This is a genomic window from Arthrobacter sp. efr-133-R2A-120, assembly GCF_030209835.1.
Classification (GTDB): domain Bacteria; phylum Actinomycetota; class Actinomycetes; order Actinomycetales; family Micrococcaceae; genus Arthrobacter.
On record NZ_JARVRF010000050.1, the window covers coordinates 46430 to 61001 of the forward strand.

14 protein-coding genes are annotated in these 14572 nt (G+C 65.1%); 5 read left to right on the plus strand and 9 right to left on the minus strand.

Annotation, left to right across the window (positions count from 1 at the left end; all coding sequences use genetic code 11):
• Positions 1–11 precede the first annotated feature (11 nt).
• The 8 genes from QRN52_RS20020 to QRN52_RS20055 are packed head-to-tail and all read right to left on the minus strand — an operon-like array spanning position 12 to position 7600.
• A complete protein-coding gene (locus QRN52_RS20020) occupies positions 12–134 on the minus strand; it encodes a hypothetical protein (protein WP_284755271.1) in 123 nt (40 codons plus the stop codon).
• Positions 131–1540 carry an NtaA/DmoA family FMN-dependent monooxygenase gene (locus QRN52_RS20025; protein ID WP_284755272.1) on the minus strand — a complete coding sequence of 470 codons (1410 nt, stop codon included), beginning with the start codon at positions 1538–1540 and terminating at the stop codon, positions 131–133. The genes QRN52_RS20020 and QRN52_RS20025 overlap by 4 nt, the downstream gene beginning before the upstream one ends.
• A gap of 9 nt (positions 1541–1549) precedes the next feature.
• On the minus strand, positions 1550–2725 hold the full coding sequence (locus QRN52_RS20030; protein ID WP_284755273.1) for an LLM class flavin-dependent oxidoreductase: 1176 nt from the start codon (positions 2723–2725) through the stop codon (positions 1550–1552).
• Positions 2722–3567, minus strand: coding sequence for a DUF1684 domain-containing protein (locus QRN52_RS20035; protein ID WP_284755274.1), 846 nt, complete (start codon positions 3565–3567; stop codon positions 2722–2724). The genes QRN52_RS20030 and QRN52_RS20035 overlap by 4 nt, the downstream gene beginning before the upstream one ends.
• Positions 3551–4711, minus strand: a complete 1161-nt coding sequence (locus QRN52_RS20040; protein ID WP_284755276.1) for an LLM class flavin-dependent oxidoreductase — start codon at positions 4709–4711, stop codon at positions 3551–3553. The genes QRN52_RS20035 and QRN52_RS20040 overlap by 17 nt, the downstream gene beginning before the upstream one ends.
• On the minus strand, positions 4708–5706 hold the full coding sequence (locus tag QRN52_RS20045) for an ABC transporter substrate-binding protein (protein WP_284755277.1): 999 nt from the start codon (positions 5704–5706) through the stop codon (positions 4708–4710). The genes QRN52_RS20040 and QRN52_RS20045 overlap by 4 nt, the downstream gene beginning before the upstream one ends.
• A gap of 11 nt (positions 5707–5717) precedes the next feature.
• The gene (locus QRN52_RS20050) at positions 5718–6512 is read right to left on the minus strand and encodes an amino acid ABC transporter ATP-binding protein (RefSeq protein WP_284755278.1); all 795 of its coding nucleotides are present in this window, start codon (positions 6510–6512) and stop codon (positions 5718–5720) included.
• Positions 6509–7600 carry an amino acid ABC transporter permease gene (locus QRN52_RS20055; protein ID WP_284755279.1) on the minus strand — a complete coding sequence of 364 codons (1092 nt, stop codon included), beginning with the start codon at positions 7598–7600 and terminating at the stop codon, positions 6509–6511. Before QRN52_RS20055 ends, QRN52_RS20050 begins: the two co-directional genes overlap by 4 nt.
• 284 nt (positions 7601–7884) lie before the next feature.
• Here QRN52_RS20055 and QRN52_RS20060 point away from each other — a divergent pair, with 284 nt between their 5' ends.
• Both QRN52_RS20060 and QRN52_RS20065 read left to right on the plus strand, forming a co-directional pair.
• On the plus strand, positions 7885–9855 hold the full coding sequence (locus tag QRN52_RS20060; RefSeq protein WP_284755281.1) for an FAD/NAD(P)-binding protein: 1971 nt from the start codon (positions 7885–7887) through the stop codon (positions 9853–9855).
• Between the two features lie 56 nt (positions 9856–9911).
• Positions 9912–10433, plus strand: a complete 522-nt coding sequence (locus QRN52_RS20065) for a GNAT family N-acetyltransferase (protein WP_284755282.1) — start codon at positions 9912–9914, stop codon at positions 10431–10433.
• A gap of 2 nt (positions 10434–10435) precedes the next feature.
• Here QRN52_RS20065 and QRN52_RS20070 read toward each other — a convergent pair whose 3' ends face one another.
• Positions 10436–11014 carry a DinB family protein gene (locus QRN52_RS20070; RefSeq protein ID WP_284755284.1) on the minus strand — a complete coding sequence of 193 codons (579 nt, stop codon included), beginning with the start codon at positions 11012–11014 and terminating at the stop codon, positions 10436–10438.
• A gap of 44 nt (positions 11015–11058) precedes the next feature.
• Here QRN52_RS20070 and QRN52_RS20075 point away from each other — a divergent pair, with 44 nt between their 5' ends.
• The 3 genes from QRN52_RS20075 to QRN52_RS20085 all read left to right on the plus strand — a co-directional run bounded on the left by QRN52_RS20075 (position 11059) and on the right by QRN52_RS20085 (position 14484).
• Positions 11059–11616, plus strand: coding sequence for a dihydrofolate reductase family protein (locus QRN52_RS20075; RefSeq protein WP_284755286.1), 558 nt, complete (start codon positions 11059–11061; stop codon positions 11614–11616).
• 56 nt (positions 11617–11672) lie between these two features.
• Positions 11673–13379 (plus strand): helicase HerA-like domain-containing protein, encoded by a 1707-nt coding sequence (locus QRN52_RS20080; protein ID WP_284755287.1) that lies wholly within the window; start codon positions 11673–11675, stop codon positions 13377–13379.
• Between the two features lie 112 nt (positions 13380–13491).
• On the plus strand, positions 13492–14484 hold the full coding sequence (locus QRN52_RS20085; RefSeq protein WP_284755290.1) for a zinc ribbon domain-containing protein: 993 nt from the start codon (positions 13492–13494) through the stop codon (positions 14482–14484).
• Positions 14485–14572: the final 88 nt, after the last annotated feature.

The window sequence follows — 14572 nt, forward strand, 5'->3', positions numbered from 1 at the left end:
CCCGCAGCAAATCAGAGCGGTTGTTCCCACACGGTCAGTTGGAGCCGCACCAGCTCCGCGTCCGGGTCGCGCGAACCGCCGTCGTCGGTTTGCAAGCCGACGACAGCGGCCGCGACTCGCGCACGGAAGCTCACCGCACGCCCCCGGCGGGCACCGGCTCCAACGCCTCCGAGCGGACTGGCGTCGCCAGGCCCAGGTTCTCGCGGAGGGTCGAGCCGGCGTACTCGGTCGGGTACACGCCGCGTTCCTGCAGCTCGGGCACGAGATGGTTCACGATGTCATCCAGGCCCGAGGGGATGAGCCATGGCGAGATATTGAAGCCGTCCACGGCACCAACGCGGGCGTATTCGGCCAAGGTGTCGGCCACGGCTGTGTAGGATCCCGTGAACGTCGCGTCCACCCTGGAAGTCCTGGAGCTCACGAACTGCCGGATGGACAGTCCCTTCTCCTTGGCCTCCGCGCGCCACTGCTCGGCGAGTTGCCGGGCCTTGGCGCCGTGGAAACCACTGCCACGCGTCTCGGACGTCTCCTCAACCACCGGATCGATCTCCGGAAGCGGACCATCGGGATCGTAGGCAGACAACTCCCGCCCCCAGAACTGTTCGAGATACGCGACCGCCTGCTGGGGCCCGATCTGCAGGCTGCGGACCCACTCCTTCTTCTCGCGTGCTTCCTCGTCGCTTCCCGCGAGGATGAACTCGCTCGCCGGCATGATCTGGACATCGTTGGCGCCCCGTCCGGCTGCCAGGGAACGGGAGATGATATCGGCGCGGAACTCCACCGCGTCGTCGAACTTCGGGTGCGCGGAGAAGATGACGTCAGCCTGGCGGGCGGCGAAGTCGCGGCCCTGCGGGGAATCGCCGGCTTGGAACAGCACTGGCCGGTACTGTGCGCTGCGCGGCAACCGGGGCGTGACGTCCACCGAATAGTGCTGCCCGGAGTGATGCACGCGCCGCGCATGGCCGGGAACCGCCCACGCATCCGCGGAGACGGACGAGGAAACCGCTCCGTCCTCCCACGAATCCCAAATCCTCTTGGCCGTCTCGACAAATGCTTCCGCGTGGACGTAACGATCGGCGTGGTCCAGGTAGCCGCCCCGCCGGAAGTTGGCCCCGGTCCACGCGTTGTCCGTGGTCACGACGTTCCAGGCCGCACGCCCGCCGGAGAGCAAGTCCAGCGAGGCGAGCCGGTGCGCGAGGTCGGCGGGGTCGTTGTACGTCGTGTTCTGCGTGGCAACGAGCCCGATATTGGACGTCACCGACGCAAGCGCCGCCAGCATGGTCTGCGCGTCCGGCCTGCCTGCGACATCGAGGGCGTGCGGGCGTCCAAGGTGCTCCCGCAAGCGCAGGCCCTCGCCCAAGAAGAAGGCCGCGAACAGCCCGCGCTCGGCGGTCTGTGCGATCCTCCGGAACGACTCAAAGTCGGTCTGCGAACCCGATTCGGGCGCTTTCCAGATGGTCCCGGAGTTGACGCCCTGAAAGAAGATTCCGAACTGGATCTTCCCGCTCGGCTGGAATTTAGCACGGTTGTGCTGTGTCATGTTCTCTCCTCAGTTTTCCGTGCCAACGACGGCGGCGCGCGCCTCCGAGCCGAGGCTCGCGTAGCGGCTCACAGGACGCTCCAAGCCCAGCAATTCCCGGAACGTGCCGCCCTGCGCAACAGGCTTCAGCACCCCGCGGCGACGAAGCTCGGGCAGGACCAATTGCGCCAGTTCCTCGAGTTCCACGTCCAGCACAGCCGGATGCAGCCTTATGCCGTCGGCCACCGCAAGCAACTTGGCAAGGAAGTCCGCCAATTCCGCGGCCGTGCCGACGAAACGCGCCCGGGAACTCGACCACGGAGTAAACGCGTCCAGTTCGGCGAGCCGCGCGGAGGCGCTTTGACCGCGCGAGTCAAGGACGACGTCGAGCTCTGCTACTACCGCGGCGCCGGCGCCATCAGCAGTGAGACGGGCACGCACCTCCGCAACCTCTGCGGCGAGAAGTGAAGGCGTCGGAGCGGACACCAGCACCACGTCGACGTCCGAAGGAAGCAAGTCGGCCTGCGCAACTACGGGCAATTGCCCCTGCAGCGGGCGCGGAATGATGGAGGGCCCTTTCACGGAATACCCGGCCCCTGCGAAATCCGCCGGCGTCTCGAAGTCGACGTAGTGCAGTTTGTCGACGTCGAGGTACCGACCGGTGGGGACGTCGCGGATCACGGCGTCGTCCTCCCAGGAATCCCAAAGCCGCCGGCTCACTTCCACCGACGCCGCGGCCTCCTGCGCCAAGGCGGCACCTTCAACAAATGAACGCCCGACGGCGGCAGCCTCCTCCGCGGAGCCGCTCGCCGCGACGAGCCAACCCGCCCGTCCGCCCGAGACATAGTCCAAGCTCGCCAGCTGAGTGGAGATGTGGAACGGCTCGGTGTAGACCGTGTCCACTTCCGGTACCAGCACGATGGAACTCGTGACGGGACCCGCGAACGCGGCGCGCTGAAGGGCGTTCAGGCGGCCTGCAACATCTCGCCCGCCAGCGCCGGAGCCGTCAGTCCCAGACCCATCAGCGAACGTCGCCACATGAAACCCTGCCGACTCCGCCGCCAGCACCGTGTTCCGGATCCGCGAACCGTTCAGCAACTCATCCGGGGCATGCCGGGCTTTGCGCCAGGCCGCGGGGTGGGCGCCGTCGCCGTCGAGCTCCAAGGCCAAGAATCCGGGCTGGCCCGGACGGGAGATGCCGCTCATTGCTGCTCCTGCCTTTCGTAAGGGATCTGTTCGCCGGCTTCGATGGCCACGCTCAGCCGGTTTTCCGCGGGTGGGAGCGGGCACGTGGCAAGGTCCGTGTAGGCGCACGGCAAGTTGACGGCACGGTTGAAGTCGAGCACCACGGAGCCGTCCGATTCCGGGGTCACCGTGAGCGAGCGATTGGCCGCGTAGGTGGTCTTGCCCGACGTCGCATCCGTGAACAGCACCGAGAGTGTGCCCGGCGCATGTCCGTTGAAGGCCGTGAGCACCAAGTCCTGGCCCGCGAGGTTGAAGTGGAGCTCGCCGGGCGCCTCGTAGACGTGCTGGATACCCTCGACGGCGGCCCCCACTGTGGTCGGTCGGGGAACCTCAAACGGCACGAACGTACCGTTCACCGCGAACGATGCATCCGGTGCGTATGCGGGCGTTCCGCGGTATTCGTTGAGCAGCGGATTCCCGGGGTGCCGCGGCCGGACGATGTACTCGCCGCCGCGCTTGGCGAGTTCGACGACCGTGTCCCCCGCGTTGAGGTTGATGCCGTCGCGTTCGGCGATCGGGCCGAAAGCGACGGTGGCCCCGACGGCGTCGGTGTTGAGTTCCCGGCCGTCCCGAAGCAGGCTTTCGCCTGGTCCCAAAACCACAGTGACGACGTCGTTCTCCACACTCCAGGTGCCGGGCACCCCGTCGAGCGGAGCAGCCACGGCACCGAGCCAGTGCAGGTGGGTAACTGCGAGGAATCCGTGCGGATCGGCACGGTGTCGCTCGTGCGCGGCGTGCCATTCCTGCCACGCGGCGGCGAAGGCCGCAGTGGTGGACGTAGCCGTTTCAGTGGGCGTGGGCAAGATTCCTCCTGTGGTTTGCGTGGTCTGTGGTGACGGTTCCGGCTGCGTCGAGTGACGTTGCTCCGGCGAATTCCGGACGACCGCCGTAGGGATCCGCTGGCTCCCACAGGGTGGTGGGCGCGGCGGCGCGGACGGTCGGGATGACCTCGAGCGCGAACCGCTCCAGGATCTCCAGCTGCTGCTCGAAAGGCAGCGTGGTGGGCAAGGAAATGGACTGCAGATCGTGGCCGTAGAGCGAGTGGTAGCTCAGGATTTTGTCGATGACCTGTTCCGGACTGCCCACCAGTGCCGGTCCTTCAGCCACGGCATGGTCGATGTCCCGGAACGGCGAATTGTTGCCCGGGACGTTGCGTCCAGCGGTCAGTGCCTCGTAAACCGGTCCGAACTGGCGTTTTGCTTCCTGCGTGGTGTCGGCAATAAACACTCCGCCGGCGCCGGAACCCGAACCGAGGTACTGGTGGCGCGGATCGTGACCGTGGCGTTCGTATTCCTCGCGGTAGTGCTCGATCAGGATCTTGTAGTTCTCGCGAGGCTGGATCGCGTTGGCGGTGAACATCGGATCGCCCCACTGGGCGGCGAGCGCGGCCGAGGTTAGGGTTGCAGCCGAGCCGTGCCAAATCCGCGGCGAACCCGCAAACGGTCGCGGCGTCGTCGTCGTTGCTTCGGTCAACGCAGGCCGGAAACGGCCGGTCCAGGTGACGTTCTCCTCACGCCATAGCCGCCGCAACAGGCCATACTTCTCGGCGAGCAGCTCCCATTGATCATCGAGGGAGAGCCCGAACAAGGGGTACTGCAACACTTCGTTGCCCTTGCCGATCACGAGTTCCAGGCGGCCCCGGCTCAGCTGATCGATCGTGGCGTAGTCTTCGGCCACCCGCACGGGATCGAGCACCGACAAGACGGTGACGCCGGTCTGCAGTCGAACGCGGTCGGTGACGGCCGCGATCGCGGCGAGGACCGTCGTCGGGGACGAAGAGATGAACTCGCCGGCATGCCGCTCCCCCACCGCGAAACTGTCAAAACCCAGTTCCTCGGCCCGGCGCGCAGTCTGCACCACTTGGTTGAGCCGTTCCGCTGTCGAGACGATTTCCCCCGTCACCGGGTTCTTCAGGTGCGGAATGATATCGAGTACCTGGAACTTCACTGTGTTTTCCCTGCCGGGGCGACCCCGAAGTTTGCCTCTGTCACGGTCTTGGATTCCGACAGGGCTTCCTCGCTCAGGCCCCAGCGCTCCAGGACCTTGCCGTAGTAGCCGTCCTTGATGGCTGAGTTCAGGGCATCCGTAATGGCCGGGGCGAGGCCGTTGCCTTTGAGGGTGGTAGCCGCAACGAGGGTTTCGGAGGGCCAGCCGGCGTTGACTTTGCCAACCACTTTGAGGTCGTCCCGCGTGTTCTCCCGGTAGGAAACGGACGGGTAGGGCGCGATGTTCAAGTCTGTCCGGCCGGAGGAGAGCGCCAGGATGGTATCGGCGTCCGAAGAGTAGTACTGCAGGGTTGCCGGAGCCTTGCCGCGGGACTCAAGATCCTTGTTCCAGGCCAGGAGGATCTTCTCTTGGTTGGTGCCCGAGCCCACCGAGACCTTCAATCCGGAGATGTCGTCGGCGCCCTTGATGTTGTACGTCGACGACTTCTTGGCTTCGAAGCCCATGTATGCGGCGCGGTATGTGGAGAAGTCGAACAGTTTCACCCGGTCCTTGTTGATGCCCACGTTCGAGAACACGGCTTCGAAGTCCCCGGACTGCGTCTTGAGCGGCCAGTTCTCCCACGAGGTGACTTGCACGTCCAGTGCGAGGCCCAGCTTGTCGGCCACGAGCTGGGCGATGTCGACTTCGACTCCGATGGGCGTCTTGTTGTCCGTCGCGTAGAAGGACAGCGGGATGGACCCGGCGGTGGTGGCAACCGTCAGTTTGCCGTCCTTGCCGATCGCAGCGGGAACCGCGGCCGCCGCGGTGGGGTCCTTCTGTGCCCGGATGCGGTTCTGCTCGGGCGAGGTGTTGTAGACGACGCCGTTGCGGGCAGCACTCGCGGACGGACTGGCCCCAGCAGCGGACGCGCCGGGGTCGGAGCACCCGGCGAGCGCCGGGAGTACGACGGCGGGCAGCACCGCGAGCGCCAGAAGCCTGGTTTTGATGCTTGGCATTTAGGGGTTCCTCAGATGTTGAAAGCTGGTTCGATGACTTTGGAGAAGAAGCTCCGCGTCCGGGGTTCACGGGGATTCGCGAAGATCTCCTGGGGACTGCCTTGCTCCACGATCTGGCCTTCGTCCATGAAGACCACGGTGTCTGCGACGTCGCGGGCGAAGCCCATTTCGTGCGTGACGATGATCAACGTGGTGCCCGACGTGGCGAGTTCGCGGATGACGTCGAGGACCTCGTTGACCAACTCCGGATCGAGCGCCGAAGTGGGTTCGTCGAAGAGCAGGATCTTGGGGTCAAGGGCCAGCGCCCGGGCGATGGCAACGCGCTGTTGCTGGCCGCCGGACAACTGCCGTGGATAGGCATCGGCCCGGTCCTTGAGGCCAACGCGGTCCAGGAGTTCCAGCGCACGCTTGCGTGCTTCGGCTTTGTTCCGGTGGAGCGCGACGACGGGTGCTTCGGTCACGTTTTCCAGCGCGGTCAGGTGCGGGAACAGGTTGAAGTTCTGGAACACCATGCCGATGTCCGTGCGCTGCTTGAGGATGTCCTTTTCGCGCAGTTCGTGCAGCTTGTTTCCGCGGACCTGGTAACCCACCAATTGGCCGTCGATGGTGATGTACCCGCCGTCCACCTTTTCCAAGTGGTTAATAGTCCGCAGAAGCGTGGACTTCCCCGAGCCGGAGGGTCCCACGATCACTGCGACGCCGCCTGGCGGCACCGTCAGGGACACACCCTTGAGGACTTCCGTTCCCCCAAAGGACTTACGGACGTTGGTGATTTCCACGTGGCCGCGGGTTGCAGCGGTACTCATCGGGCGTCCTTCGCTCGGTCAAGGTTCGCTCGGTCAAAATTCACTGGTGCGTGGGTGGCAAAGAACTTCCTTGCCTTCTGCAGTGGAGTGAGCGGCAGGTTGCGGACGGCGCCCTTCGAGTAATGCCGCTCGATGTAGTACTGGAACACGCTCAGGACCGAGGTAATAGCCACGTACCAGAGCGTTGCTACGAGGAGCAGCGGAAGGACCTGTTGGGTGCGGTTGTAGATGACCTGCACGGTGTAGAACAGCTCGGAATAAGCCAGGACGTAGACAATCGAGGTGCCCTTGACCAGGCCGATGATCTCGTTGAAAGCGGTAGGCAGAATGGCCCGCATGGCCTGTGGCAACACGATCCTGGTGGAGCGTCGCCATGCCGGAATGCCCAGTGCAGCGGCTGCTTCGAGCTGGCCCTGGTCCACCGAGAGAATGCCGCCGCGGATGATCTCCGCCGAGTACGCCGCCTGGTTGAGGGTCAGGCCCAGGACGGCCGCCGCGAATTGGCTGATGAGCGTGGTGGTCTGGACCTCGAAGAAGCGGATATCCGTGAAGGGGATGCCCAAGCTGATTTTCTCGTAGAGGTAGCCCAGGTTGTACCAAAGCAGCATCTGGACCAACAACGGCGTGGAGCGGAAGATCCAGGAGAACGTCCAGGACACCGAGAGCAGCAACGGCGATGCCGAGAGCCTCATGAGGGCCAGGATGAAGCCGAGGACAAAGCCGAGCGCGCCGGAGATGGCCGTCAGCTTGAGGGTCTCCACGAGGCCGTTAACCACGGACTGCGCGGTGAACCATTGCGCTACCATGCCCCATTCCCAGCGCGGATTCGTCGCGAGGGACCAGGCGACCGCGACGACGCCAAGAGCCACCACAACGGTGCCCACCCAGCGCCATGGATGCCGGGCCGGGACGAGTTTGTAGCCGGAGTAGTCGGCTGCGCGCCGAGCGGCGGCATCCTCGGCTGCTGGCCGGGCGGCGGCACCCTGGGCGGTAGCCGCCGTCGGGCTTTTCGCGACGGCGCTGGCAGGCGCCGGTTCCGGTGCAGATTGCTGTGCGGACTGCGCCACTGTGGTTGCTGCTGAACTCATGCGCCACCTCGCTTCGTATCGCTTGTTTTATGGGATGGCTGCCAATCTAGGGGCGCTCCCGAAGCGGCTGCAAGGCGGATTTTTGCACTTCTTCACGGGGCTTAATGGCGCTTCGCGGGGCTTCATGGCGCTTCGCGCGGCTTCATAGGGAGCCATATGAGTCGGTTCTTTGCGCTTGTTGACGCGCCGTGACGTGTAGTGAACGGCCGTTACCAACGCCTCGACCAAGGCCCCGCCACGTCCCTAGGCTCGGGTACCACCAGCCACCGCCAACAGGAGTTGCCATGCCGTCCTTCGCCCCCACCATCGTGTTCATTGGCGGTGGTCCGCGCTCAGCCGGCATCCTCGAACGGCTCGCAGCCAACAGGCCCGGCCTCTTCGACCGTCCCCTCTCCATCCACGTCGTGGAGCCGTACGAACCCGGTTCCGGGAGGATCTGGCGCTATGACCAGAGCCCGGGACTGCTGCTCAACTCCACGGCAGCGGACGTCACGATGTTCACCGACAGCTCCGTGGCCTGCGACGGTCCCTCCGTTGACGGTCCGGGCCTCGCCTCATGGGCAACCGGCGTGCTGGACGGTTCCATCCGCGACGTCCCGGAGTTGGAAGCCCACCTCCTCGAGCAGCTCCGGGCGCTGACACCGGCATCGTTTCCGACCCGCCAGCTCCAGAGCAAGTACCTCGAGTGGTTCTTCCGCAGGGCCGTAACGGCCCTCGGCCCGGACGTCACCGTGACGATCCACCGGGACACGGCAACCGCCGTCGAACATCCTGCTTCAGGGCGCGACGGCGGAGCGGGATACCGCGTGCAGCTCGCTTCAGGCGGGGTGCTGGAGGCGGATCTGGTGTTGTACTCGCTGGGTCACACCGACTCCCGTGCCGAACCGGAATCAGCGCGGCTCGCCGAGTTCGCCGCCCGGAACGGCGGGTTCCACGCGGCGCCGTCGTACACCACCGACGTCGACTATTCGGCGATCGCACCTGGCCAGGACGTCCTGGTATCGGGCATGGGGCTGGCTTTCGTGGATCTGTTGGTGCTCTTGTTCGAGGGCCGTGGCGGCCGCTTCGAAGACAGGCCCGACGGTGGCCTGGACTATGTGCCGTCCGGCGCCGAACCGCGGCTCTGGGCAGGCTCCCGGCGCGGAGTGCCGTACCATTCGAAGATCTCCTCCACCCTGCGCGGCGAACCCGTCGGCGCCCCGCGGTACTTCACCGCACGCGCCGTGGAATCTCTGCTCGCCGCGCACGAGGAGCTGGATTTTCGCGCGCAGCTTTGGCCGCTCATCGCCAAAGATGCCGGCCATGCCTACTACCGCGAGCTCTTCACCGGCTATCCGGAACGCGTCGACGGCGGCTGGGACGCATTTTCGACGCGCTTCGATGCCCTGGATTGGTACAGCCGCGAACGCGAAAACCTCGTGGCCTCGGCCGTCCCGGACCCGACTCTCCGGCTCGACCTCGAGGCCCTGGACCAACCGTTCAGCGGTTGCGCCTTCGCGGACCATGCCGCGGTGCAGAGATCGGTGGCGAACTACATCGAACGCGACCTCAAGCTCCGCACGAGTCCCGACCATTCGGAAACCCTCGCCTTGTTCACGGCCCTGCTCCGCGTGTACATGGAGCTCGGCCGGTTGGTCCCGCAGGAGCGGCTCAATTCGCGCTCCCAACAAGCGGTGCACGGATGGTGGCACGGCTTCTTCAGCTTCGTGGATTCCGGCCCGCCGCCCCATCGGTTGCGGGAAATCCTCGCCCTGCACCGGGCTGGATTCCTGCAGTTCCTGGGACCGGGCATGTGGGTGCGTCCGGACGAGGCCAGCGGCCGTTTCGTGGCCGGTTCATTCCAATCGCCCGTGGTGGTGGACGCGGCGGCGTACATCGAGGCCCGCTTGCCGTCGCCGTCGGTGGCGCGATCGGCCAACCCCGCGCTGGCGGACCTGCACGACGCCGGTTGGGGCACCGAACAGTCGCTCCTCACCTCGGACGGTCCCCACTCCACCGGTAAGCTGTTGGTCTCGAGTTCGCACGAAGTCCTAGCTGCCGACGGCGTGCGGCAGGCGGGGCTTTTCGCCGTCGGACCATGGACCTCGGGTTGGGGCGCTGGGGCGTTCGCACGGCCCGGAACCAACGCAGCACCGTTCCGCGAGAACGACGCCCTGGCCCGCCGCCTCCTGGCCGAACTCGCGGCCCCTCGCCCAAGCACGATCCACCCAACCAGCCCCGTCCGCCCAACTGACTCGCAGTTGTTGTCGTTTTGACGCCTCATAACGACAACAACTGCGAGCTAGTTGGGCAAATTCACGAAAGGTAAGCCATGACAACAACGCCAACCCTGCCGTCGTCGGGCCTTTCCGTCCTGACACTGCCCATGCGCGATCCACGCGTCAAGCCACTCCTGGACGAACTCGCCGTCGAATACACCACGCGCTACGGCGACCTCTTTGGCAGCGGAGGCGCGGCCGAGGAACTCAACCGGTACCCGGCCGGCGAGTTTGCCGCACCCCACGGTGCCCTGCTCATCGTGCAGGAGAACGGCGAAACCGTGGCGGGCGGGGCATTCCGCCGTTACGACTCCCACACGGCGGAACTCAAGCGGATCTGGACGCATTCGGCGCACCGGCGTCGTGGGCTGGCCCGATTGGTCCTCGCTGAGCTGGAGGCCGAGGCGGCGCGGCGCGGCTACCGCCGGATCTACCTCACCACCGGTCCGCGGCAGCCCGAAGCCAAGAACCTGTACCTGGCCACCGGCTACGCCCCGCTGTTCGACGTCGACGCGGATCCGGAAGAGATCAAGCACTTGGCGTTCACGAAGGACCTGGCGTCCGCTCAGGCGTGACCCTAGCCCACAGCCTGGCGCGCCGCGGCTTCGATCCGTGCCCAGTGGGCGGCCCATTCTTCGGTGCTTCGCTGTGACAAGTTCGGGTCCCCGGGACCTTTTCCGGCCGAACCGTCGATGAGCTCGCGAAGTATGTCAGCATGCCCCAAGTGCTGGGCTGTCTCGACGCACATGTGTACCAGGATCTGGTGAAGCGTCACGTGTCGGCGTTCTTCCGGCCACCACGGCACTTCCCCGGGAGCGTCGAGTGGGAGCGACTCGATGGTTGCATCGCTGTGCTCGGCCGAGTAGCGGTGCAGTTCGATGATCTCTTCCCTGCTCTCCCCCGGAGGAACCCACAGGTCCGCATCGGCTTCGGCGTCGTCGGCAAACCACGGTAATTCCCGGCCGCTGGGCCGGCCAAAGACCTCCCCGAAGTACCCAAGCTCCACGCTCGCCACGTGCTTGACCAGTCCCAGGAGGTTGGTGCCGGTAGGGGTCATAGGCCGGCGGACGTCGTACTCGTCGAGTCCGTCAAGCTTGGCGAGGAGCTCGCCGCGACGGGCGCGCAGATATTTGAGCAGAACCGCTTTGTCATCCATCCGGGCACTATACCGTTGCCGTCGCGAGTGTGTACCGTCTGTGCATGGCAAAACTGATCTACGCAGGGATCATGTCCCTTGACGGTTACACCGCTGATGCCGAAGGAAAGTTCGATTGGAGCATGCCGGACGAAGAAGTCCACGCCTTCGTCAACGACCTTGAGCGGCCCATCGGTACCTACCTCTACGGCAGGCGAATGTACGAGGTCATGTCCGCATGGGAGGACATGACCCTTTCCGGGGAGCCACCGGTCATGCGGGACTACGCGCAGATCTGGCGTGCCGCGGACAAGATCGTGTACTCCACCAGTTTGGGGAGTCCGTCCACCGCCAGGACACGCCTCGAGCGGGAGTTCGACGCCGGAGCCATCCGGGCGCTGAAAGAGTCCGCACAGCAGGACATGTCCATTGGTGGCACCGTACTCGCCGCCCAGGCCATCAAGGCCGGGCTGGTGGACGAGTTCTGCCTCTTCCTCACGCCGGTGGTCGTCGGAGGCGGGAAACAATTCCTCCCCGACGGCGTGGGCCTGACGCTTGAGCTGTTGGACGAGCGTCGCTTTGGCAACGGCGTCGTCTACCTCCGGTACGCCAAGCGAGCATAAACCAGTACTGCAAAGTTTTCGGCCAATCCGCGGGACTGGACCACTAGGCTATGCGCATGGCCAAGAAAACCACAGCTGAAAAACTTGCCACGATCCAGCAGGGATACACCCTCGATGGCCCCACGATCGAGCTAGGTGCCGCCATCGTCGACGGCGAAGTCCACAAAGAAGCTCAAGTCCGGTTGCCGCTGTCCATGATGAACCGGCACGGCTTGGTGGCCGGGGCCACGGGCACCGGCAAGACCGTCACCCTGCACATGATGGCCGAACAGCTGTCCACGGCCGGAGTCCCCGTCTTCCTGGCGGACATCAAGGGAGACCTTTCAGGACTCGCCACCGCGGCGACGGCCAGCGAGAAACTCACGGCCCGCACCGCGAGCCTCGGCCAAGAGTGGTCAGGCAAGGCTTTTCCGGTCGAGTTTCTCTCGCTGGGCGGGGATGGCAACGGCGTTCCCGTCCGCGCGACCATCACCTCGTTCGGCCCCATCCTGCTCTCGCGCATCATGGAACTCAACGACACCCAGGAATCCAGCCTTCAGCTGATCTTCCACTTCGCCGACCAGAAGAAACTGGAACTGATCGACCTCAAAGACCTGCGGGCAGTCATCCAGTTCCTGACCTCGGATGAGGGCAAAGCGGAACTCGAAGACCTCGGCGGACTGTCCAAGGCCACGGCCGGGGTCATCCTGCGCGAACTCGTCAATCTCGAGGCCCAAGGCATGGAGAAGTTCTTTGGTGAGCCGGAATTCGACACCGCGGAACTTCTCCGCACAGCCCCCGACGGCCGCGGGGTGATCAGTTGCCTCGAACTTCCCACGCTCCAGACCAAACCCATGCTGTTCTCGACGTTCCTGATGTGGCTGCTTGCGGACCTCTTCGAAGACTTGCCCGAAGCGGGAGACCTGGACAAGCCCAAGCTCGTGTTCTTCCTCGACGAAGCCCACTTACTCTTCACGGATGCATCCAAGGCCTTCCTCGAAGCCATCACCACCACGGTGCGACTCATCCGGTCCAAGGGCGTCGGAATATTTTTCGTCACCCAGACGCCGAAGGATGTCCCTGCCGCCGTCCTCGGCCAGCTTGCCAACCGGGTCCAGCACGCCCTGCGCGCGTTCACCCCGGAGGACGCCAAAGCCCTCAAGGCCACCGTGTCGACGTTCCCGGTGAGCGACTACGACCTTGAGGAAACCCTCACCTCCGCTGGTATAGGCGAAGCGGTCATTACCGTCATGAACGAAAAGGGCGCGCCAACGCCCGTGGCGCTGACGAAGCTGCGAGCGCCCGAATCCGTGATGGGGCCAAGCACGGACGAGCTGATCCGCAGCACCATCGGCGCTTCCTCGCTGCTGCCGAAGTACGGCACGGCGGTGGACAACATTTCGGCTTACGAGAAACTGACCGGCAAGGGCACCGCACCCGCCACCGGAGACGCAGCGCCGGGTCAGCCGCCGGTACCTGCTTCCCTTGACCCCAACGCCGTTGACGCCGACGCCCGCAGGATCGAGGAAGAGATCCTTGGCCGTCCCAGCAGCCGTCCGCTGCCAGGCTCCGCCCCCGAAGAGTGGCCCCCCGCACCAGCACCTGCCGACGCACCGGCACCTGTTCCGCAGCAAGGCGGGGACGGCATGATGGGCGATCTCGCGGGCGTCCTGGGTGGTGCGCTCGGCGGCGGAATCAAGAGCATGGCACGGTCCTTCGGCACGCAGCTCGGCCGGGAATTGCTCCGCGGCGTGTTCGGAACCTCATCGCGCCGGCGCCGCTAACGCGGAGCCACCACCCGCCGTCGGGCCTCTTCCGAAAGCATGTTCAGACGTCACGTGAGAGGAAGGATGCCGGGGTATTGCGGAACCGGCGGGTAACGTAAAGGGCGTGCAGTTGAGTCAAGCGTTGGTCAAGACCGCGGCCGGGTGGCTGCTCGGTCTGATGCTTGCCGTGGCCGCTGCGATCGTTTCCATCAACCTGGTGAGCAACTCCATAGCGAGCCCGCAGCAGCAAGTGCGCGATTACATCGCGGCTCTCCAGCAGGGACGCGGCGGGGAAGCCCTTGGGCTCCTGCACTCGTCAGTACCCAACGCCAATGCCGCGATGCTGGACGGTACGGCCCTGCAGACGGCGGCGTCGAAGATCACCGATATCAAGCTCGGCAACGCCGAATCCCGTGGCGGCAACCGGGTGACAGTCCCCATGGACTACCAGATTGACGGCAAGGCCCTGCACTCGGACTTTCTGCTTGAACGGACGGGCACCGAGTGGCTGTTCTTCGGCAAATGGTCCTTCGTGCCGTCATCCTTGCCGACGATCGAGGTCACCGTGGTGAATGCCAACGAGGCCACCCTGAATGGCGTCCCGGTGAACTTGCCCAATGGCCGCAACAGCTTCGCGGTGTTTTACCCCGGCCAGTACGAAGCCAGCCTCACCGGCAAATATTTCTCGGCGCCGGCTACCAGCACCTCGGTGACCACCGGCGCCCTGCCTCAGGCACCCGTCAACCTTCTGACCAGGCCAACGGACGCCATGATCAAGGTGGTGAGCGACAAGGTCAAGGAATTCCTGGACACCTGCGCCGCTGACGCCACCAAGCAGCAAAAGCTCCAGCCCGACTGCCCGTTCTACCATGTCACCAATAGCCGGGTGGTGGACGGCACCATCAAATGGGAAATCACGGAATATCCCAAGGTCAGTATCGACCCCTTTAACGGACAGTGGGTCGTGGCGCCCCTCAACGGCAAAGCCAAGGTAACAGCCCGCGAAATCGACCTCTTCAGCGGGCTGGTCGGCGACCTCAGCGCCGTTCACGACTTCAGCTTCACCACACGTCTGGACATAGGGGCGGACACCATCACGGTCACCCCGGTGGTGAGCTTCTAGCTTCGACGGCTAAAGCCCGGTCCAGCCAGCCCCGCCTAGGGCGTGTCTCCTAAAGTTCGGGCTGGTGGTCCGGGATGCTGGATGGGTG